Below are 20815 nucleotides of genomic sequence, written 5' to 3' on the forward strand. Positions count from 1 at the left end.
AGTCAATGAGAGTCTGGATCAGCGTTATCCTTTTGTTTGCCGCATCAGGCCGTCTTGTCGCGGGCCCTCCCTCGGCAGTTTCCTTGATTGAAGGCATGGAACAGACTCTGTGGTCCGACAGCAATCACGGGCGTTTCACTATGCGGATCGAGTCTGAGTACTGGACTCGCACACTGGAACTGGAAGCCTGGATGAATCGTCCGGAGCATACGTTGATTCGCATTCACGCGCCCAAAAAAGAGGCCGGCATCGGCTCGCTGCGCATCGGCGATGCCATGTGGAATTACTTGCCCAAAGTTGATCGCACCATCAAGATCCCACCGTCGATGATGCTCCAGCCATGGATGGGCTCCAACTTCAGCAACGACGACCTGGTCAGGGAAAGCTCGTTCGTCGAGGACTACACCCACGAATTGGTCGAAACCGACGATTCCGGTGAGGTGCCTGTGTATCGTGTTGTCTCGACGCCCCGACCTGATGCCCCGGTAGTGTGGAGCCGTCTTGAATTCAATGTTCGGGAGGACTCGATCCCGGTTTCGCTTGCCTACTACGACGAGCGCGATCAGATCGTCAAACGCATGACCTATGAGCAGATCGAAACCATGGATGGGCGGCGGATACCCACCCGCTGGACGATGGTGGACGCCGATAACCCCGAGTCCCGCACGGTGATCACGATTGACTCTATTGAATTCGACCTGTCGATCGATGAAGAGGTGTTTTCATTGCGCCGGCTGCGCAACCCACAGTGAGGGCCCGGCATGAGCATCGTCAATGTGGAGAAAGTCTCGCGAATTTACCGTCAGGATTCCATCGCCGTCAAGGCCCTGGATGAGGTGTCGGTCGCGATCGAGGCCGGGGAGTTCACAACCTTGGTGGGCCCGTCTGGATCGGGTAAAACCACGCTATTGAATCAGATTGGAGCCCTGGACGAGCCGGATAGCGGGCGCATTCAGGTGGCGGGTGAGGAAATCACCGGGCTTAGCCGAAAGAAGCGGACCCTTCTGCGGCTGTGGAAGGTTGGCTTTGTATTTCAGGAATACAACCTGATTGGCGTGCTGTCGGCTCAGGAGAACGTCGAGTATGTGCTGATGCTGCGCGGAGTGCCGTTTCGGGAGCGCCGTGCCGAGGCCCGGCGTATTCTGGTGGAGGTCGGCCTGCAAGGGCTGGAGCGGCGCCTGCCCCATGAACTGTCTGGCGGCCAGCAACAGCGTGTTGCGGTGGCCCGGGCGATTGTCAGCAAGCCCGCGATTGTCCTGGCCGACGAGCCCACGGCCAATCTCGATTCCACGACCGGCGCGGCGCTACTGGACTTGATGCGTAAGCTCAATGCCGAGCATGGCATTACCTTTGTCTTCTCCACCCATGACCCGATGGTGATGGAGCGCGCGCGGCGGGTAATCCATCTCCGCGATGGCCGCGTCGAACGTGAGGAAATACGGTCGTGATGGCGTGGCTACGTCTGGCTTTTGGCAATCTTCGGGTCAATCGTCGGCGTACGGTCATCACACTGTTGTCGGTGGCCGTCGGTGTCGGTGGGCTAGTGTTTCTCTGGGCATTCATTGATGGCATCAACGCCCAGATGATCAACAACATGACTGGCTATGTGACCGGCGACCTGAAGGTACATCAGCGGGGCTTTCACGATGACCGGGAGATGAACATTGCCCTGGCCGAGCGCTGGAATCTCACAGAGGAGGTATCGGCCGTAGCCGGTGTGGCGGCAACCACCCCCCGGGTGACGGGCCATGCCCTGGCCAGCCGTGAGGACCAGTCACGGGCATTACAGGTGATGGGCGTCGACAGCGCGACGGAGCCACGGGTCACCCGGCTTGACCGGTCGATTGTCCGTGGTCGCTACCTGGAGCGCGGCAATGAAATTCTTGTTGGCGTCGATGCCGCCGGTGCCCTGGATGTCTCCCCGGGCGACGAGCTGGTACTGGTGGTGCAGGCGTCGGACGGCTCTATTGGCGCCGACCGGTTCGAAGTGGTGGGCGTGTTCGAGACCGGTATCAAGCGTATTGATGGCTTCGTGGCCCAGATGCCCCTGGCGGCCGCTCAGTCGCTGTATGCCTTTCAGGGGCGGTTTACCGAGATCGCGGCCCGCGTGCAGGATGCTGACCGGCTCGACGAGGTGGTCGGCACTGTCGGGAATCAGCTGCGCGATCGAAAGGTGGAAGTGCTGGGCTGGCCGGCGCTGATGCCATCGCTGGTGCAGATGGTTGCCTTTCACGACGCCGTCGCCTACATCGTGATTTTGGTGGTGTTCGTGGTCGTGGCCGCCGGCATCGTCAACACCATCCTGATGTCGGTGCTGGAGCGCAGCCGGGAGTTTGGGGTGATGATGGCGCTGGGCACACCCAGCAGTCGCATCGTCTGGCTGGTGCTTCTCGAAACAACGGTTCTGGCCGGTCTCGGCTACCTGTTGGGGTTGGTACTTGGGTTGTCGGTGACCGGCTATTTCAGTAGCAATGGGCTGGATTTCAGCGCCTACATCAAGGCCATGGATACCATGCCGGGGCTCAGTGGCATCGTTTATCCCACCATCGAAGCTCAGCGCCTGGTTGTGATTGGCATTGTGGTGGTGTCGGTAGCCCTGCTGGCGGCCGCCCTCCCGGCCTGGAACGCGGGCCGCAACAGCCCGCTGGAGGCGATGGGGGCACGGCGCGCGGTGGTCAATCGCATCCGCCGGATTCACTGGCAGGTGACGTCGGATCACCGGCTGCTGATTTTCGCACAAATGGCACTCCGTTCGGTATTCCGAAACCCGCGACGGTCGATGATTACCGCCTCGGCCACTGCATTCGGGCTGGCGGCCTATCTATTCCTGTACGCCTTCGCCGATGGTTTCTTCGAGCAGATGATCCAGAACTCGACCCAGCAGCTCAGCGGGCACGTGCAGGTGATGGCAAAGGGTCACGACGTGGATCTGTCGCCAGATTTACGTATTGCCGACAGTCGGGCACTTCAGCGGCAGTTGCAGGAGCGTCCTGAGGTTGAGGCGGCCGCACCCCGGGTATTGCTGCGTGCCATGGTGGCCAACCCCGGGAAGAGTCTGCCGGTAGAACTGGTGGGTATTGCTCCTGAACAGGAGCGGGCGGTTACCAAACTCGCCGGCTACATGGAGCAGGGCACCTACGTTCAATCCGGGGAGACGGGAATCGTGATTGGCCAGAAACTGGCCGAGGAGCTGGGTGCCCGATTGGGGGACAAGCTGGTCATTACGGTCCAGCAGGCTGGGGGGGATCTTGCCTCCAGTGCCCAGGCCATTCGCGGTATCTATCGCACTGGCAGTGACCTGTTCGACACCGAGTATGTCTTCACCGATATCAACGCCGCCCGCCGCCTGGGTGGCCTGCTGGAAGATGAAGTCTCGCGGATCGTGCTTAGGCTGTCAGACCGCGCAGAGAGTACCGGCCTGGCGCGAACCCTGAACCAGTCGCCGCAATTGACCAACGATGGACTGGTGGCCCAGGACTGGGAGACCTTGCTCCCGGTGGTGGTGCAGATGGTGGAAATGAGCCAGGTGGATTTCTATCTCATTCTGGCGGTGGTCTTCGTCGTGGTGGCCATCGGTGTCATGAACACCATGGTGATGTCAGTGATGGAGCGCACCCCGGAACTGGGCGTTATGCTGGCGCTGGGCACCCGGGGTGGTCAGCTGCTGCTGACGATTCTGTTCGAGGCGTTCTTTCTCGCAATACTGGGAATGGTGGCTGGAACGGTGGTTGGCGGACTGCTTGTCGTCTGGCTTGGCAATGCCGGCATCGATCTGTCCTCGATCAGTGGTGCACTGGAAGCCATCCCCGGTATTACCGATCGCATCCATCCGGTGATGATCTTCGATCACGTCTGGCTACCCAGCCTGTTGTTGTTCCTGTGCTCGGTGCTGGTGGCACTGTATCCGGCCTGGCGGGCCTCGCGACTGGATCCGGTGGAGGCGATCCGGCATGGTTAGGCGATCTCCACTGATGCTGGTCGCGATGGCCTGGCTAATGCTGGCGTCAGGCGCGGAGGCGGACTTCAGCCATTCGGGATCGCTCAAGAATCTGAGCGTTGGGTCGCGCTCATTGATTGACGACAATCGCTACTTCTCGAACCTTACTCGCCTGCGTATTGAGCCCCGTTACCGATACCAGGACTGGGTTGTGGATGCGGCCTACGACCTGGAACTGGTGACTGGCAGTTTCCTGGACAGCCCCGAGTTTGCCCTGCTCAGGGATGCTGCCGATCCGCGCTACTGGGATCTGCAGGGGAACGTGCATGAATCGGGGGATGCCCTGGCGCGTCATCAACTGTACCGGGGCACGATTCAGTGGCGCTCCCCGGTCGGTGATTTCCGGTTTGGCCGCCAACAGGTGAATTGGTCCACGGCGCTGATCTGGAACCCCATGGACATTCTTAATCCTGTCAGCCCACTCCAACTCGAGCCAGATGAGCGCATTGGTGTGGATGCGCTGTTATGGGACAGATCCTGGGGTGCAACGGGCCGGATCAGCGTCGTTCATGCGCCGCAACACAGGGACCAGAATGCCAGTACGGCCGCACGGGCCAAGCGTTTTTTTGCTGGAGTCGATGCCGGCGTGATGATGGGCGAATTCGCCGACGTCACTAAAGCGGGTGTCAGCGGCAGTGGCTCCGCGGCCGGCACCGGCTGGCGTGCAGAACTTGTCTGGAGTGAGACAGATAGCGGAGATAGATACTGGCAGGGGGTGGCCGACCTGAACTGGGCATTTCGCAACGGGCTCAACCTGGCCGTTGAATATTTCTATAATGGCCAGCCGTTATCGCCTGGAACGACAGCTCTGGCCAACCTTGTGGCTGCACAACCCCTGTATGCCGGGCGCCATTATGCCGGACTTCTGGTATGGCAGGATATCAATCCGTTCTGGCAGTACCGGGTGGTGACCATCCTGAATGCCGATGATGCCAGCTGGGTACTTTATCCGAGATCCACATGGATACTGCCACTGAGCCAGGAGATCTATTTTACAGCCGGAGCCCAGTGGTTCGGAGGAGGCGATGACAGTGAATACGGGAAACTGGATCCGCTGGCCCTGGTGGAGGTGGAGTGGTTTTTCTAAGGAGACTTGTTCAGAGCCTTCCCCAGTTGTAATGGAGTTTTCAGGTTCGTTTCAGGTTTCTCTGGTATAGATCGGAACTGCCTAAGGTTATTGGGCTGCAACAAATAAAATCTCGTTTCAGAGATGGTGGAGGATCAATGAAAATAATACGAAAGCGAATCGGTCAGGGAGTTTTGGGGGTGCTGATAGCTGCGAACGGAGTGCCTGCAGCATTAGCGGTGGAAGTTCCTACGGCTTCAGGAATCAAGTTGGATATTCTTACCCAAGGCAAATTTCAACCAACCTATTTTTCTAATTTCGATCTGGACAGCAGCGTCGATGATGGTGCCACGGGAACTTCTGCGGGCGGTGTTCAGGTTTGAGATGAGCATGTCAGGGCTGAGGTCAGGCTTGGCGTAGTGGCGACCGGTGATAACTGGACAGGCAAAATACTTCTTGAGAACGACTTTGCCCTCGACGCCAATTCTGTCGATCGCGCATACCGAGGCGAGAGATTTGGCCTGGAGCAGGCTTTCTTCACCTATACCTTCGATCCGGCATTTACCCTTCAAGGCGGCTGGACCTTCAAGAATCTGGATCTGGCTTCCGGCGGGCTTCTATACGGCGACGACCATCCCTTGTTCGGCGCTACCGGCAAGACTTCGTTCGGTAGCTATGATGTTTTCTGGATGCCGATTACAGATGGGCTCATTTCGGACATACAGGCCCCTGGGGCCAATCCCGCCAACGGTGAGTTGGACTGGGATGTGTTTGCTTCGAAATTTGATATCGATCTGGGGAAAGGTAGTCGTATTTCGCCCATCCTGACTTATAGCGACAACCAGCAGAAAGGTGCGAAAGCAACCTATTACGGTGTCGAATACATCGGAAATGTTGGCGCTATGAAGGTTCGGGCCGAAGCGCTCGGTGTGACCGGGAGTTTCGACAATGGTGACGACATCAGTGCTTTTGCCGGCTACGCGAGCCTTGAGTACCCGCTTAATGAGTCCTTCAACCCCTTCATAGCACTGCGAGTAGCCAGCGGGGACGACGACCCTACCGATAATGATGTAGAGGGCTGGCTGGGCATCACCGACATTGGTAGATACTCGCCCCTGATTGGTATTGACGGCCAGTTCTTGGGATGGCAGCCGAACTCCAACCAGGCGATCGCATCGGGTCTTTTCGGTATCGCCCTTGACCAGGCTGGCCCTGGTGGCGCCGGATATGGCGGTATTTCCAATGCCGGCACCGGTAACAACCCAGGCCAGGTTATGCTCTCTGTTGGCAGTTCGGGAAATTTAGCGTCGATCTCGCCTAAGCTGTCATATCAGGCGCAGATTTTCCCGATGTGGTTCCAGCAAACGGGGGGGCTTGAAACGCTCAGTACTGCAAGTGGATCCGTGGACAGCTATGCCGGAACCGAGCTTGATGTCGCGATCAAATACCAGGCCAACCAGTACTTTGCTCCAAGGCTGGTACTCTCCAGTTTCCTGCCAGGTAAAGGCGTTGAGGACGCAACTGGTGCAGACGATGCAGCTTATGTCGCAATGCTTGAATTGAACTGGAATTACTGATCCCAGGATACTTATTGCGATTGGAGGAACTAGAATTGAGGCGCCGGGGACGGGGCCTCAATTTTTTTGAGGGGCATGTTATGAAGCCATTTTTCCTGATCTTCCTTGTTTTTTTTGCAGTGTCAGGTGCTCAAGCTCAAGTCTACGACCTACCCTTGGACTCGCTGTCAGAATGGACGGGAAAGAAGAGCATCAGGGTGGTATCAAATATTGATGGTTTGAGTGCAGACAAAGAATTCCTTGCCCTGTTGGGGCGTCTGAATATCAAGGGCTTCGATGTTAAGTTTGGTGGTTCAGGATCTTCCGAGGAAGGGCTGATTCTCGAGGTACTTCAAATCAGCGATAGAATTGCAGTGTCTATTAAGTCCACCGATTCTCAAAAGTACTTGCTTTCTGTACTGATTGACGAGAACGATCAAAGTGAAGTTGCATTGCGAGAGGAGGTTAGTTCTCGCAGCGTTCTTCCTCTGCCAGAGGATTTCAATCCGAAAATGGTTGAGGCGCTCTCATGGTCGGACCGCGAGGAGGATCAACTGGTTTTTCTGTCGGATTCCTCATTGGTGCTGGGCGTCTTCGATGGCAACAGGATAAAAAGAGTTGATGCACTCGCGTCCAGCCTCAAAAATTCGAAAGCAATCTTCTTATCGGTTGGTCAGTCAGACTCAGATTCGAATCCGGAGATTGCTGTGGTGTGGGGGCAAGACCGAGATATCTCAGGCAAAGGGCAATACACGAAGCTTTACTCTCAACTTTTTGAAGTCTCTGAGCAGGAGTTGCGGGAAGAAACCAAAAAAACCGAGAATATTGCGTTACGCTTTATCAACAATCAGCTTTACACCCAAAGATATGAGTTGTTGCAAGGCGACATTGGGAAACCAGCATTTGCTTTTGCGGAGGGCGGCGATGTTCGTGGTGACTCAATTGTTTTGTCTAATGCTGAGAAAATGATTTTCTCTGTTTTCCCTGTTGATAATACAACCTCTATAGTAGTGGGTGAAGAAAGTCTTGAACTGCGGAGCCCCAGCCGTAAGCCTTGGCCACAGCTAGACTTGGGCAAAGTTTCCTCGCCAAGATTAATTAAACGCTTGGAGGAGCGGGAAATCACTACATCACCTGATTACGCTTTTTCCGTTAATGAGGAGTATCTGTCTATTCCCAGGAAAGTAATTGTAAATAATGGAACTGTCTTGACCTATATCAGGCAAAGAAGGTCAGGTTTTTCTGGGTTAGCTCCCGCTTCAGGGGCGGATAAATTAATCAGAGCTCGCTGGGATAATGGTGGTTTAGATTCAGGTTTTACAGTGTTTCCCATATATGAATTGAGCTCTTTTATCGTTGATTTTTCATATGTAAAAAATAAAGGGAAATCTCGGCTATTAATATTGGCTAACCAAGAAAATTCTAGTCAAGGTGCAAATGAAATATATATATACTGATTATTTTATGTTCATGTTTAAGTGATCAATTTTGCGCCAAGATCCCGGTAAATGAATTATATGGCCAGTCATGATTTTTGTGGCTGGTCGCGCCAGCGGTGTTTTGGATTGCATTTTCCAGACGCCAGATTTTGTTTGATTTTTCTCTAGAGCGCGATGATGGGCTCGTCCTTTTCTGCCAGACATCTGTCCGCGTGCCTTCATTCCAGCTTATGACGCTCCCAGGCGTGTCATTTCTTCATGGCGTCGCTGCAGTTTTGTATCATGCAGAATGTTTTTATTCACGTGATCTTTTTCCATTTCATTATGGATTCTTTCATGTCTTGGTTTCAGCATACTACCGTCAAGTGCTGGCATTGAGAGAGTGGTCGATGGCTTCGTTAAATCATCAGTTCCTGAAACCTGGCTGAAAAAAAGAAAGCCTATTCAATATGTGGGAAGTTCTGTTCGTGATAAGATAATTGAGTCAGGTCAAAATAATATCCATGCGCCCTTAATTTCAGCTTCGTTTCAGTTTTTAAATCTAATATAGGCGCTCTTACATGCCTTCTACGGAGATCCTACGTTGTTCATCCGCCCCCTTTTCACTAAGCAAGCCATTTTGGGTGTGTTGCTGTTTAGCAGCATTTCCGGGTGGGCTCAGCCAAGGCTGGAGCTCCAGAGTGTCATCGAAACAGCAACTGAAAACGATCCCTGGCTGGGCCAGAGCTCTTACAAACAAGATGCGCTGATGGAAGAGTCTGTTGCTGAGGGCGCGCTTCCCGATCCCCGGGTAATGATCGGCGCGGCAAATCTGCCTCTGGATACTTTTGATACCGGGCAAGAGCCCATGACCCAGGGCACGATTGGCATTACACAGCGAATTCCTCGTGGAGACAGCCGCCGCTTGGCTAGCGCAAAGAAAGAAGAACTGGCCGGTGTACAGCCTTACCTCCGACAGAATCGTCGTGCGCAGGTCACCGAAACGGCGACCCACCTATGGCTCGATCTTTGGAAAGCCCAGGAAAGCATCCGCCTCATTGAACAGAACCGGGGGCTGTTCGAGCAATTGGCGGATGTTGCGGAAGCTGGATATACCTCCGCGACAATGGGCTCCAGACAACAAGATGTTATTCGTGCTTCGCTGGAATTGACTCGGCTTGAAGATCGGCTGACCGCTTTGCATACTCAGTTGGCTTCCAGCAGAGAAGCTCTAGGGGAATGGATCGGTTCCAGGCGGGCCCAGCTCTCGGTCGCCGAAAACATTCCTCCTCTGTTATTGGCAGATGTTTCCAACAGCTGGCCGGAGACCAGTGTGGAGTCTGTCATCCGTCACCCGTCGGTTCGCGCCACAGATCAACTGATTGATGTACAGGACATTGACGTAGACCTTGCCAGGGAAGCCTACAAACCAGAGTGGTCGGTCTTCGCACAATATGGTTACCGTGACCGAGCTCCGAACGGCCAGGACAGGGCAGACCTGTTTTCTATTGGTATCGGTTTTGACCTGCCCATATTCACAGGAAACCGGCAAGACCGACGGCTCAACGCGTCTGCAGCCAGACTGGAAGCCGAGAAAACGGATCGGGTTCTGAGAATCCGATCGCTCCAGGCGAAGGCGCGCTCGGCGTTGGCCCGCATTGAGCGATTGGATGATCGGATTGACTTGTATCAGCAAACTCTTCTTCCGCAGATGGAAGAGCAGGCCGATGCCTCGCTGACCGCCTATAACAATGACGACGGTGATTTTGCTGAGGCGGTACGCGCAAGGATCTCCGAACTCAATGCCGAGGTCGAATTGATCCAGATGATGGCCGAGCGGGCCAAAACTCTGGCAAGTTTCCGTTATTTGACCACGGAAGCCTCAAACATTCCCTCCTTTTCAATGACCGATTTGCAGGATTGATCATCATGGCTAATTTCATTCGTCCATTGGGCTTTATAGTGCTCGGCGGGATCGCTGGCGTCGGTGCCGCCTATTGGCTGGCACCGGGAATGGTTTCAGATCCAACCGTAGATGGGGTCGGTAACGAGGAAAAGGAGCCGCTCTACTGGGTGGCGCCCATGGACCCTAATTTTAAAAGCGACAAACCCGGGAAATCACCTATGGGGATGGACCTGATTCCAGTGTTTGAGGATGCCGGGTCAGCTGACGACCCGGCCGGTACCGTTCGTATTTCGCCTGCCGTGGTCAACAACCTGGGAGTTCGCACCGAGCCCGTCATCCAGGGACGCTTGCCGAACACCATCACTACTGTGGGCTACGTCCAATATAACGAAGATGAGATGGCCCACGTGCATCCCAGAGTAGAGGGCTGGATCGAAGCGCTCTACGTGAAAGCTGAGGGGGAACCAGTCGAAAAAGGCAAGCCTCTGTATACCCTCTATTCACCCACATTGGTCAATGCTCAGGAGGAGTTGCTCCTGGCACTGAACCGGGGGAATCAGCGACTGATCAATGCCGCTGAGGAACGGTTGGCTGCTCTGAATGTGCCGGCTAGCCTGATACGGCAGCTGCGCCAGACAAGAAACATACAGAGAACGATGACCGTATACGCCCCAAGCTCGGGCGTTGTCGACAATCTGAACGTTCGCGAGGGCATGTTCATAAAGCCCGGAGACCGGGTTTTGTCGATTGCTGCACTGGATGAAGTCTGGGTGATTGGCGAGGTATTTGAAAGCCAGCTCTCGGCCGTGGAGGGCGATAGCCGGGTGATGATGACCCTGGATTACATGCCCGGGCGCCAGTGGCGCGGAAAAGTGGACTATGTGTATCCCGAGGTTAATCCGGAAACCCGGACGGCCCGGGTCCGGATGCGGTTTGACAATTCCGACGGAGCTTTGCTGCCCGGCATGTTTGCTCGCCTGGAGGTCCAGGGGGATCGTGGGCAAAGACGCCTGTTGGTGCCGCGTGAATCGATCATCCGCACTGGACAAAGCGACCGTCTGGTGGTGGCGCTGGAACAGGGTGCCTTCAAGTCCGTTAACGTCACTGTGGGGCGGATTGGCGATAAGTACGCGGAAATACTGGGGGGGATTGAGCCTGGGGAAACTGTGGTGACGTCTGCGCAGTTCCTGATCGACTCCGAGTCCAGCAAGACTTCGGATTTCCAGCGAATGTCGGCATCAGGCAGCAACGCCATGGATTCACAGATGGATCATTCGGGGCACGTCATGGATCCGGAGAAAGCGGAGCCCAAAAGCGAACCTGAGGCGATGGACCATAGTTCCATGAATCATGGCGGAGGCGAATCATGATCGCTGCCATCATTCACTGGTCTGTTCGTAATCGATTTCTGGTATTGCTGGCCACCTTGCTTATTACAGGGCTTGGCCTCTACTCGCTGAGCAAGACGCCGGTAGATGCGCTGCCGGATCTTTCGGATGTGCAGGTCATTATCAAAACCAGCTTTCCGGGCCAGGCACCACAAGTGGTGGAAGACCAGGTGACCTATCCACTGACCACCGCCATGCTGTCGGTGCCGGGTGCCAAGACGGTCCGGGGTTACTCCTTCTTTGGGGACTCCTACGTTTATGTGATCTTCGATGAAGACACCGACATGTACTGGGCTCGCTCCCGGGTGCTGGAGTACCTGTCCCAGGTGGCCCCGAGCCTTCCAGACTCGGCCCGCCCGCAACTGGGGCCGGACGCAACCGGGGTTGGCTGGGTTTACCTCTACGCTCTGGTGGATCGCACCGGGAACAACGATCTGAGCCAGCTGCGCAGCCTGCAGGACTGGTTTCTGAAATACGAACTCCAAACAGTGCCAGGCGTGTCCGAAGTGGCCGCGCTTGGTGGCATGGTGAAGCAGTATCAGGTCAAGGTCAGCCCGGAAAAGCTCAGGGCGTTGGGAATTCCCCTGGCTCATGTCCAGAACGCCATCAAGAGGGGCAATCAGGAAGTGGGCGCCTCGGTCATCGAGATGGCCGAGGCGGAATACATGGTGCGCACGTCCGGCTACATCCAGTCCCGTGAGGACCTGCTGTCGATTCCGTTGGGGCTTGATGACAACGGCACCCCCGTGCTCCTGAAAGACGTGGCCACTGTTGAGATTGGGCCGCAGATGCGGCGCGGGGTGGCTGAGCTGAATGGCGAAGGCGAGACCGTCGGTGGCATAGTAGTGATGCGCTTCGGTGAAAACGCCCAGGCAACCATCAATGGCGTGAAGGCGAAACTGGAGGAACTGAAATCCAGTTTGCCGGAAGGTGTCGAGGTGGTAACGGTTTATGATCGCTCCGGTCTGATTGAGCGGGCGGTGAATAATCTCGGGTTCAAGCTGCTTGAAGAGTTTCTGGTGGTGGGCCTGGTGTGCATCATCTTTTTGTTCCACGTTCGCTCGTCGTTGGTGGCGATTCTCAGCCTGCCGGTTGGCATTCTGGCGGCCTTTATTGTCATGTACTGGCAGGGAATCAACGCCAATATTATGTCCCTCGGGGGGATTGCGATTGCGATCGGGGCGATGATCGATGGCGCCATCGTCATGATCGAGAACATGCACAAACATATGGAGCGGACCCCGTTAACCCCTGAGAACCGATGGGAGGTCGTGGCCAGATCGGCCTCCGAGGTCGGGCCAGCCCTGTTTTTTTCGCTCCTGATCATCACCGTCAGTTTTGTGCCGGTATTTGCGCTGGAAGCGCAGGAAGGCCGGATGTTTGCACCGCTGGCTTTCACGAAGACCTACGCCATGGCAGCCAGTGCGGCCCTGGCGGTGACGCTGGTTCCCGTGCTCATGGGCTATTTCATTCGCGGCAAAGTGCTGCCGGAACACAAGAATCCCGTGAATCGTCTGCTGGTCGGTGCCTATATGCCGGCGCTGAAGCTCGTCCTTCGATTCCCGAAAAGTACGGTTATGGCCGCACTGCTTGCACTGGTTGTGGGCCTGTGGCCGGCCACCAAAATCGGGAGTGAATTCATTCCTCCGCTGGATGAGGGCGACCTGATGTACATGCCAACCACCTACCCGGGTATTTCAATTGGCAAGGCCCGGCAGCTGCTGCAGCAAACCGACAAACTGATTGCCACGGTACCGGAAGTAAAAACGGTATTCGGCAAAGTCGGGCGGGCGGATACCGCGACCGATCCAGCACCGTTGACGATGATCGAGACATTTATCCAGTTAAAGCCCAGGGATGAATGGCGGGAAGGGATGACGACGGAAAAGCTCAAGCAGGAGCTCAATACCCTGATCCGTTTCCCGGGGGTAACTAATGCCTGGGTCATGCCCATCATAACCCGCATCGATATGCTGGCGACGGGTATTAAAACGCCAGTCGGTATCAAAGTGGCAGGTCCGGATCTTGCCATTATCCAGGACATTGGCAAACGGCTTGAGGAAATCATCGTTGATATTCCCGGCACCGCCTCTGTTTATTCAGAGCGGGTTGCCGGTGGTCGATACATCAAGGCGGATATCGATCGCGAGCGAGCAGCCCGCTACGGACTGAACATAGCGGATGTTCAGCAGATTGTTGCTTCGGCGATCGGCGGTATTAATGTATCACGGACGATCGAAGGGCTTGAGCGCTACCCGGTCAATCTGCGCTATCCCCAGGACTACCGGGATTCCCCAGAGAAGCTCGAGCAGTTGCCAATCGTTACGTCAACGGGGCAACGGATTGCGCTGGCCGACGTCGCCGATATTCGGGTTGAAGACGGTCCTCCCGCCATCAAAAGTGAAAACGCCCGCCTCAATGGCTGGACCTTCGTGGATATTGAAGGGGTCGATGTCGGCACTTATGTGGAGCAGGCCATGGCCACCGTGAACAAGGAACTTGACCTGCCTGCGGGCTATTCGGTTACCTGGTCTGGCCAGTATGAGTACATGCTGCGTGCCAAGGAAAAGCTCACCTACGTGGTGCCGCTGACGCTGGCGATTATCGTCATTCTGCTGTTCCTGAACTTCCGCCGTTTTGCGGAAGTGGGCATCATCATGGGTACGCTGCCGTTTGCCATGATTGGCGCAATCTGGCTGATGTATCTGCTGGGCTATAACTTTTCGGTTGCGGTCGGTGTAGGCTTCATTGCGCTGGCCGGCGTTGCCGTGGAGATTGGTGTGATCATGCTGGTGTATCTGAACCAGTCTTACGAGGAAATGTTGCAAACCTGTAAGGAGAAGGGGGCGACTCCAAGACGCGAGACGTTGCGCCATGCCGTGCTTCATGGTGCCGGATTGCGCGTGCGGCCTATAATGATGACTGCTGCTGCTATTATCGGAGGTTTGGTGCCTATCATGGTTGGCACTGGTACCGGCTCCGAAGTCATGGGGCGCATAGCTGCACCAATGGTCGGTGGGATGATATCTGCTGTGATTTTGGCGCTGTTGGTGATACCGGTAGGTTACTATCTCTGGAAATGCAGGAGTTTTTCCGAAGCGTAAAGAAAGTTAGACCTCGCCATATTGCTTTCGAGATTCTGGCGAGGTCTGATGATGCATTGGTGTCTGGGTAATGTTGTTATAAAGCAAGAGCCTGGGTATTGTCCCAGCCAGATATTCTGGCATCATATTGCTTGGGGAGGTTTCCGGCCCTCTAAAAGGCCGAGAACAACAGCGATGAGGTAGGCAAACTTGATGGCGCTCAATCATGTCTTGCATGAAGTCCTCGTGCCTTTGTGATTCGCCATTCGTTTGGATTCTGCATGATAAGGTATGTTACGTAGCGCGTCTGTTAACCATGCCCATAGGTATGAGCTCCCTCGTGCTTGTAGTCAGGGTGTTCAAATTCCAGTGTTGAATGAGTTATGTTGAATTCTTTCACCAGAGCCTGTTTTATCCTGTCCTTGATTTTCTCAAGTTCATTCCATGTACTTATTTCGACAACCACACGGGCGTCGAGCGAGGCATCATGCTCACCCACCTGCCAAAAATGTACGGGGTGAAGTCGATAACTCCTTCTAAGTCTGATACTGCCCCAATGACGGAATCTGTGCCGATATCCTCGGGACTCCCCAGCATGAGTGTTCTGATGGTCCCGCCAATTTCTGTCAGGTCCAGGTAGAGAATATAGCTGGCCATGCCAATGGTGATTGCGGAATCAACCCAGCGCATGTCGTAGAGCAAGATAAGAGCTCCGCCTATAACACTGCTATTGACGCAAACGCATCAGACAAGTTGTGTAAAACAACGCATGAATATTAACGCTGCCCTTCTGCATTGAGTAGGTCAGCAGCGCGCTCAACGCGTCCATTATCAGTGCAACAATGTAAGTCAGACTACCCAACACCCCTTGAGTTCCAGCGGATCTGGGAACCGCATGACACCCTCGTATATCAGGTAGGGCCCTATCATGATCAAGGTGGTGTATTTAACAGCGCAACACCTACCTTTATTCGCCCGTAGCCGAAGGTCAGCTTTTATTCAGCCGGGCGACGCGCAATCTTACGGGCCGCGAACGCGATAATCAGCGATGCCATGTCCCAGAAGTTATGTATAGCATCGGCAATCAGCGCCAAGCTGCCGGCAAAGTCCTTTCCGCGATCTGGACGAGAGTCAGGATGCCGTTTGCCCAGATGGCTACTGCAACCCGTTTATGCTTGGTTTCAGGGGGAATGTGAAATAGCTGTATACTGAAAAAGTGTGCTTTCCCTCATATAGGTTTCGAAGTAATGCGGGAAGAAGCGTTAATTGGTTGCTTCCAATGTTCGCATTGCGACCAAAGGTTTCGACAACAAGGCGTTTTGGATTCATAGATAACGCGGAGTGGCTGTGCCTTGGAGATGGTGAGGTGGAAACCGTGCAATGGTCTTTTTACTGAGTGATATAGCAGCGGCCTAAAGTGACTGGGCTCCAGCAAGGCACAATTTGGGCACAGGCAAATAAAAAAGGCCTGCGTTTTCACGCAAGCCTTTGAAAATAATGGCGCGCCCGATAGGATTCGAACCTATGACCTTTGCCTCCGGAGGGCGACCTCAAAGGTAGGCAGCAACCGGTCTAAATCGGTGAAAAATCTCAAAGATCAAATGCCTAAAGCAAAAAACGCAACCCTACAAAACCCCGATGTATCAGCATTTTAAGCCAATTAATACCGAAGTGTGGCACATATCTGTCAGGTAACCGATGTCCGGAAACAGGACATTTGATCGTTGCCCACCAGGCACCCTAAACGGATATTTGGATCCGAATTTGTCAGGTCGGGGAGTTCACAATTGTCAGGATTTCAGTGTCTGGAAATCGGACACGCTTTAGGATCCGGAGAAAATTAGATCGTTGAATTAAAGAAACAATCTCATTCTTGCCACCCTGTTTCGATAAATTTTGTTGAGCGTGACTTGCTCGGAGAAATGCAATCTCGGAGTGGCTTCTCACTTAGACGAGGTCGTTTATGCTGCGACTTAGAGCGGTGGCGACTTATTGTAAGTCTCTAGTCTTGGGCGCCTCAGTAATCACGACTAGTTGTTTGTAAGCGCCGTTAAATCGACCCACTTGCCCTAATCGTATTGAGCCACTTTTTTCAAAGCCAACAACTCGGCATTCCAGGGCAGCAAGGCTTCAAGCTTCTCCAGCGTGTCGGCCTTAGCAATTCGTTCCAGCACATGGTGGATATAAGCGGAAGGCTCCAGGCCATTGGCCTTGGCGGTTTCGATGAGCGAATAGCAGGTGGCGCTGGCTTTCGCCCCTTGTGAGGTATCGGCGAAGAGCCAGGCCTTTCTGCCGAGGGCAAACGGGCGAATAGCGTTCTCGGCACCGGCATTGCTGATGTTCAGGTCACCGCGTTCGCAGTAACCAACCAGATAGTCCCACTGGTTCAGGGTGTAATCCATGGCCTTACGGGTGAGCAGGCCTTTCATCACCTTGGCGGCATTTTTCTCCAGCCAGGCTTTGAAGGTGTTGAGCAATGGCAGACTCTTTTCCTGACGTAACTGATAGCGCTCTTCATCGCTCAGATCTCGGGCGGCCTTTTCAATGGCGTACAGTTTGCGGATGTGGCTCAGGGCCACATCCGCTTTTGAGGGCTGGCCCTTTTTGCCTTTGGCCGGCGCAGCCCGGGACGCTTCCACGAACTTACGTCTCGCGTGGTCCCAGCATCCAATCCGCGTCAGCTTGTTCGCGGCACAGACCTGACCGTAGCCGGAATAGCCATCGGCTTGCAGAATGCCCTGGAAGTCATCCAGCAGGCGCACCGGCACTTTGCCACCTCGCGATGGGTCGTACTCGAACAGAACCGAGGGTTGTCCCGGTGGGCCACCCCGGGTGACCCACATCCATTTGTCGGAGTGGACCGATTTGCCGTCTTCCTTGAGCACCTGGATCCGGGTTTCATCGGCTTGCAGGTAATCACTGCCGTTCTGGGTTTCCCGCATCAGGTTGATCAGCGGTTGGAAGACGTCATTCAACCGGATGATCCAGTGAGCCATGCTGGTGCGACTCACTTCATGCCCCAGGCGCTGGAACATCTGTTCCTGCCGGTACAACGGCAGGCCGTCGGCATACTTGGAGGTAATGAGGCAGGCCAGCAGTGATGGGGTGGCGATGCACTTACCCAGCGGGTGTGCTGGCCGAGCAGCCGCAACAATCCGTTCTTCGCCGTCCTGCTCGAACACCGCCTTTTCCTGCCAGTACTCCAGCACTTTCAGTTGGGCCGGGATATATTCAAGCTCTTCTTTCACCTTGGTGAAGAAGGTCTTGGTGGCACCGGCTTTCTCTTCGTCGCTGAGGGTCAGTTCAATGCGCTCGCGCAGTAGCGTATCAGAGAAGCCACGCTGACGACGCTTGCGGGAACGACGAGGAGCGTCGGCCTCTTCGACATCCTCGGGCAGCTCCTCGCGCAGTTCATCAATCTCGATTTCCAGCTCCGCTTCATCGAACAGCAGGATCTGGTTGGGCTGCTTTTCACTGCTGGCCGCGAACTGCTGGATCTTCTTGTGACGCAGCAGTTCTTCGAGGATGGCGATATAGTTGTCGCGACGCTGGAGGGTCTCGTCGTGCTGTTTCAGTTGAACTTGTTGGTTCTGGAGGGCGTCTTCTTTAGCGGCCAGCTGTGCTTGCAGATTGCTGATAACAGACATCATTTCAGCGGTGGAGAGACCGCTGAAATCGGGAGTTGAAGAGGCGTTATCAGGCGTTGATTTCATGGCGAAATTATAGCAAAAACAACGTCCTGGCACACCAAAAAAGTGCTACTAAAAGCACTATCCAACGCTCTCATAATGCAGGGTTTTATGGCCTCTCAACAGCGTGATGTCGTAGCCGTCCAGCAGCCAGTTGATCTGCTCACCGGTCAGCGACATCAAGTCATCCGCGGGTCCTGGCCATTTGAACTTTTCTTCAGCCAGAGCTTTGTAATAGAGCACAAAGCCGTTGTCTTCCCACATCAGGCATTTGATCTTGTTCCGCTGCCGGTTGGTGAAGGCATAAAGCGCTCCAGAGAACGGGCTGTGCCCCAGTTCCTGTTCCACCAGCAGGGCTAGGCCGTTGGCCTGCTTGCGGAAGTCGATCGGCTTTCGGTACAGATAGATCTCCGGCAGATCCCAGGAGGGACGCAGATAGCGGTGACGCATCACATCTGCCTCAGCACCGCGCCCAGCAACTCAATGTTGCCAGCGTGCAGGCCGGTGATTGATACGCCGCCGGGCAGTGACACGGTCAGACCGGCTCCGGCATTCGCAACCGGTGCCACGCGGGCGAATCCGGATCGAGTTTGAACCGGCTTGCTGGGCTCCTCGCGGCCAGTCAGCTTCTGCCGCCAGTAGACAAACCGGTGGTAAACAAGGGACTCTTGTTTGCAGTAGGCGGCACCGGACAGGCCCGAGGCCTGCCAGTCCGATAGCGTCTGTTGCCAGAACTGATGTAAATCAGGGGTGGTCATCGGATTCCTCCTTCATTTGAAAGCAGGAATCAGTGTGGCGAAATTCAGTTGCCAGCCACAGGTGCGGATTTATTGGCGCTTACGTTGTGTCAACGACTCTTGGTCGTCGAGATATTCACTTATCGAGTCGCCGAAATTGGACAGAGATCGAGGGAGCTCACGTGCATCAGGGTCCATTACTTGTACAGAAGCAGCCTTTTCAGAGGCTAAGGGAGGAACGATTTGCCTTTTTCTTCTTTGAAACAGATGAATAAGGTTCCCAGGAACTCTAGCCATAGTTTCACCTTTCGATTTGGAGCGCACACTTTTGATTCCATCAGCTGATTTTTTCATCTACACGATAGCTTGAGTAGAATTCCAAGAAGTGGTTGGTTAGTAACGAATGTCTTTTCAGAGGTCTCTCTTGGAATAACTTTCGATTGTCGACCTAACCAGTGAAATGCGTCCCTCTAGCTCCGACGCCTCGACCAGCAATCGTTTATGTTTTCGGCCGAGAGGTTTTGCTAGTACGGGGAGCTCGTGAGTTAGAGCCAAACATTCACTGATCTCTCCGTTTTTGACTGCGAGCTTTGCTTCTAGGTCTTCTTCCCGACTTCTTAGATTCTGAAGATCTCTGCCATTGAGTCCGGCCCGAATTCGTTTCTCGAATGGACCTTCTATAAGTCGTTTATCGCAACTATAGAATCCCTCTTCTACCAGTATCTGTAGATGGTCGTCTGGAGAGCCATCAAATTCATACTGTTTAATCAACAGCCGCCTCTTAAGTTCTCCCAATTCTTGAAGCAGATAGCTCGACAGTTCTTCTTCAGTGACTAAAGCTCTCGGTCCCAAAAGAAGCAAATAGCTGTCCCGTAAATCTTCAAAGGTTACTGACATGAAAGTGGGAAGTTCCAATATTTTGTTTAGCATTCTATCTACATTGAGGATGCTCATAGAAATAATTCTCAGCATGAAATAGGCAAGGAACCTGGTAAATCCCCAAATTGGGTAGTATATGCCGTGGCTATATACTGCCACAAGCCAGATAGTTTTGCCTCTATGAGAGGCAGTAAAATGAGCGAAGTAAAAAAGCAGTTTGGGGAAAACTTACGTCAGATCAGGAAATCCTATGGATTTTCCCAGGAAGAGTTAGCTTTCGCCTCGGGGATTGATAGAAGCTACTTGGGTAAGATTGAGAGAGGTCAAGTGAATCTCACTATTGAGAAGCTATACATTCTCGCAGCTACCATCGGCTGCTCCCCGCGAGAACTAATACCCAATCCTCAACCCCCCGCATTTAAGGACTGACATCTCTCCCATTGGTCCATCTCTGGACTACTGGTGCAGACATACGAATCGTTCGAATCGGTGACGCGTGTGAAGCGGTACACGGGGCTCCAAGAAGCTCTTCTCCGCCGAGAGTTGGATCATTACAGTCCCTTTAACCGAAGGGGGAGTTACAGACCAAATGAAGCGAAATAAAGTCGACTTCCCTTGACCGCCCCAATGGTCCATTTCAAACAAAAGCGAACATTCGCGGCCCCGCAAATTTCTGGCATCTATCCCACCTCTGAAGCAGGCAAAACATAGCGCTTCAGGTGCCTGGCAAACGATCAAACGGGCTGACAGTGCCGGCACGTCGATCGCCAATGATGTGCGTGTGGATGAATGCCCTATGTGTCAGCGTAGTTGTCGCCTGAATATTTCAGAGGAGAACCATGCCCCATTATTCACCGGAACGTAAAGAACCCATTCTCCAGAAGATGGCCCGACCTCACAGTCTGAATGTTGCCGAGGTCGCCAGCCACGAAGGCATCAGTACCCCAGCCTTGTAGAATTGGCCTAAACCCGCCAGAGGACGAGGTGCCGTTTTGCGATCGAATTCAGCTCATCCAGGCAAGTGGAGTAGAGAAGAGAAGTTACGCATTGTTGTGGAAACCGCCCCGATGACGCAGGCGGAAGTTACTGAGTATTG

General features: G+C 54.2%; 17 protein-coding genes. 11 read left to right on the top strand and 6 right to left on the bottom strand.

Going from position 1 to position 20815, the window contains the following annotated elements; genetic code table 11:
* The first annotated feature begins 5 nt into the window (after window positions 1-5).
* The 10 genes from AC13DD_RS01700 (at window position 6) to AC13DD_RS01745 (ending at window position 14435) form a co-directional block, all read left to right on the top strand.
* The gene (locus AC13DD_RS01700) at window positions 6-752 is read left to right on the top strand and encodes an outer membrane lipoprotein-sorting protein (protein WP_273094366.1); all 747 of its coding nucleotides are present in this window, start codon (window positions 6-8) and stop codon (window positions 750-752) included.
* A gap of 9 nt (window positions 753-761) precedes the next feature.
* Complete coding sequence (locus tag AC13DD_RS01705) at window positions 762-1448, top strand: ABC transporter ATP-binding protein (RefSeq protein WP_092033491.1); 687 nt, start codon at window positions 762-764, stop codon at window positions 1446-1448.
* Window positions 1448-3958: an FtsX-like permease family protein gene (locus AC13DD_RS01710; RefSeq protein WP_273085695.1), complete on the top strand. Its 2511-nt coding sequence runs from the start codon at window positions 1448-1450 to the stop codon at window positions 3956-3958. Before AC13DD_RS01705 ends, AC13DD_RS01710 begins: the two co-directional genes overlap by 1 nt.
* A complete protein-coding gene (locus tag AC13DD_RS01715; RefSeq protein WP_273094369.1) occupies window positions 3951-5084 on the top strand; it encodes a hypothetical protein in 1134 nt (377 codons plus the stop codon). The genes AC13DD_RS01710 and AC13DD_RS01715 overlap by 8 nt, the downstream gene beginning before the upstream one ends.
* Window positions 5085-5221: 137 nt before the next feature.
* Window positions 5222-5446: a hypothetical protein gene (locus tag AC13DD_RS01720; protein WP_273094372.1), complete on the top strand. Its 225-nt coding sequence runs from the start codon at window positions 5222-5224 to the stop codon at window positions 5444-5446.
* A 36-nt stretch (window positions 5447-5482) separates the two neighbouring features.
* Complete coding sequence (locus AC13DD_RS01725; protein WP_473805965.1) at window positions 5483-6640, top strand: hypothetical protein; 1158 nt, start codon at window positions 5483-5485, stop codon at window positions 6638-6640.
* Window positions 6641-6720: 80 nt separating this feature from the next.
* A complete protein-coding gene (locus tag AC13DD_RS01730) occupies window positions 6721-8076 on the top strand; it encodes a hypothetical protein (RefSeq protein WP_473805964.1) in 1356 nt (451 codons plus the stop codon).
* Window positions 8077-8806: 730 nt separating this feature from the next.
* Window positions 8807-9961: a TolC family protein gene (locus AC13DD_RS01735; protein ID WP_482930755.1), complete on the top strand. Its 1155-nt coding sequence runs from the start codon at window positions 8807-8809 to the stop codon at window positions 9959-9961.
* Between the two features lie 5 nt (window positions 9962-9966).
* The gene (locus AC13DD_RS01740; protein ID WP_273085890.1) at window positions 9967-11313 is read left to right on the top strand and encodes an efflux RND transporter periplasmic adaptor subunit; all 1347 of its coding nucleotides are present in this window, start codon (window positions 9967-9969) and stop codon (window positions 11311-11313) included.
* Complete coding sequence (locus tag AC13DD_RS01745) at window positions 11310-14435, top strand: efflux RND transporter permease subunit (RefSeq protein ID WP_482930756.1); 3126 nt, start codon at window positions 11310-11312, stop codon at window positions 14433-14435. Before AC13DD_RS01740 ends, AC13DD_RS01745 begins: the two co-directional genes overlap by 4 nt.
* A 429-nt stretch (window positions 14436-14864) precedes the next feature.
* On the opposite strand, the gene AC13DD_RS01750 is transcribed toward AC13DD_RS01745, so the two are convergent.
* The 6 genes from AC13DD_RS01750 to AC13DD_RS01775 all read right to left on the bottom strand — a co-directional run bounded on the left by AC13DD_RS01750 (window position 14865) and on the right by AC13DD_RS01775 (window position 19812).
* On the bottom strand, window positions 14865-15116 hold the full coding sequence (locus AC13DD_RS01750; protein ID WP_241956279.1) for a cation diffusion facilitator family transporter: 252 nt from the start codon (window positions 15114-15116) through the stop codon (window positions 14865-14867).
* Window positions 15117-15409: 293 nt separating this feature from the next.
* Window positions 15410-15469: a hypothetical protein gene (locus tag AC13DD_RS01755; protein WP_248185651.1), complete on the bottom strand. Its 60-nt coding sequence runs from the start codon at window positions 15467-15469 to the stop codon at window positions 15410-15412.
* Between the two features lie 1014 nt (window positions 15470-16483).
* On the bottom strand, window positions 16484-18127 hold the full coding sequence (gene tnpC, locus AC13DD_RS01760; RefSeq protein WP_008169627.1) for an IS66 family transposase: 1644 nt from the start codon (window positions 18125-18127) through the stop codon (window positions 16484-16486).
* A 57-nt stretch (window positions 18128-18184) separates the two neighbouring features.
* The gene (gene tnpB / locus AC13DD_RS01765; RefSeq protein WP_008169629.1) at window positions 18185-18553 is read right to left on the bottom strand and encodes an IS66 family insertion sequence element accessory protein TnpB; all 369 of its coding nucleotides are present in this window, start codon (window positions 18551-18553) and stop codon (window positions 18185-18187) included.
* On the bottom strand, window positions 18553-18861 hold the full coding sequence (gene tnpA, locus AC13DD_RS01770; protein ID WP_008169631.1) for an IS66 family insertion sequence element accessory protein TnpA: 309 nt from the start codon (window positions 18859-18861) through the stop codon (window positions 18553-18555). Before tnpA ends, tnpB begins: the two co-directional genes overlap by 1 nt.
* 390 nt (window positions 18862-19251) lie before the next feature.
* Entirely contained in the window at window positions 19252-19812 is a 561-nt protein-coding gene (locus AC13DD_RS01775) for a hypothetical protein (protein ID WP_482930757.1), read from the bottom strand.
* A gap of 102 nt (window positions 19813-19914) precedes the next feature.
* On the opposite strand from AC13DD_RS01775, the gene AC13DD_RS01780 reads away from it, so the two are divergent.
* Window positions 19915-20148, top strand: a complete 234-nt coding sequence (locus tag AC13DD_RS01780) for a helix-turn-helix domain-containing protein (protein ID WP_482930758.1) — start codon at window positions 19915-19917, stop codon at window positions 20146-20148.
* The last annotated feature ends 667 nt before the right edge of the window (window positions 20149-20815 follow it).

This window comes from Marinobacter sp. L-13 (genome assembly GCF_056857715.1).

Excerpts from the sequence above, each read along its gene's own strand:
- AC13DD_RS01700 (WP_273094366.1), top strand. The coding sequence starts at position 6 with ATGAGAGTCTGGATCAGCGTTATCCTTTTGTTTGCCGCATCAGGCCGT.
- AC13DD_RS01705 (WP_092033491.1), top strand. The coding sequence starts at position 762 with ATGAGCATCGTCAATGTGGAGAAAGTCTCGCGAATTTACCGTCAGGAT.
- AC13DD_RS01710 (WP_273085695.1), top strand. The coding sequence starts at position 1,448 with ATGGCGTGGCTACGTCTGGCTTTTGGCAATCTTCGGGTCAATCGTCGG.
- AC13DD_RS01715 (WP_273094369.1), top strand. The coding sequence starts at position 3,951 with ATGGTTAGGCGATCTCCACTGATGCTGGTCGCGATGGCCTGGCTAATG.
- AC13DD_RS01720 (WP_273094372.1), top strand. The coding sequence starts at position 5,222 with ATGAAAATAATACGAAAGCGAATCGGTCAGGGAGTTTTGGGGGTGCTG.
- AC13DD_RS01730 (WP_473805964.1), top strand. The coding sequence starts at position 6,721 with ATGAAGCCATTTTTCCTGATCTTCCTTGTTTTTTTTGCAGTGTCAGGT.
- AC13DD_RS01735 (WP_482930755.1), top strand. The coding sequence starts at position 8,807 with ATGGAAGAGTCTGTTGCTGAGGGCGCGCTTCCCGATCCCCGGGTAATG.
- AC13DD_RS01740 (WP_273085890.1), top strand. The coding sequence starts at position 9,967 with ATGGCTAATTTCATTCGTCCATTGGGCTTTATAGTGCTCGGCGGGATC.
- AC13DD_RS01745 (WP_482930756.1), top strand. The coding sequence starts at position 11,310 with ATGATCGCTGCCATCATTCACTGGTCTGTTCGTAATCGATTTCTGGTA.
- tnpC (WP_008169627.1), bottom strand. The coding sequence starts at position 18,127 with ATGAAATCAACGCCTGATAACGCCTCTTCAACTCCCGATTTCAGCGGT.
- tnpB (WP_008169629.1), bottom strand. The coding sequence starts at position 18,553 with ATGCGTCACCGCTATCTGCGTCCCTCCTGGGATCTGCCGGAGATCTAT.
- tnpA (WP_008169631.1), bottom strand. The coding sequence starts at position 18,861 with ATGACCACCCCTGATTTACATCAGTTCTGGCAACAGACGCTATCGGAC.
- AC13DD_RS01775 (WP_482930757.1), bottom strand. The coding sequence starts at position 19,812 with ATGCTGAGAATTATTTCTATGAGCATCCTCAATGTAGATAGAATGCTA.
- AC13DD_RS01780 (WP_482930758.1), top strand. The coding sequence starts at position 19,915 with ATGAGCGAAGTAAAAAAGCAGTTTGGGGAAAACTTACGTCAGATCAGG.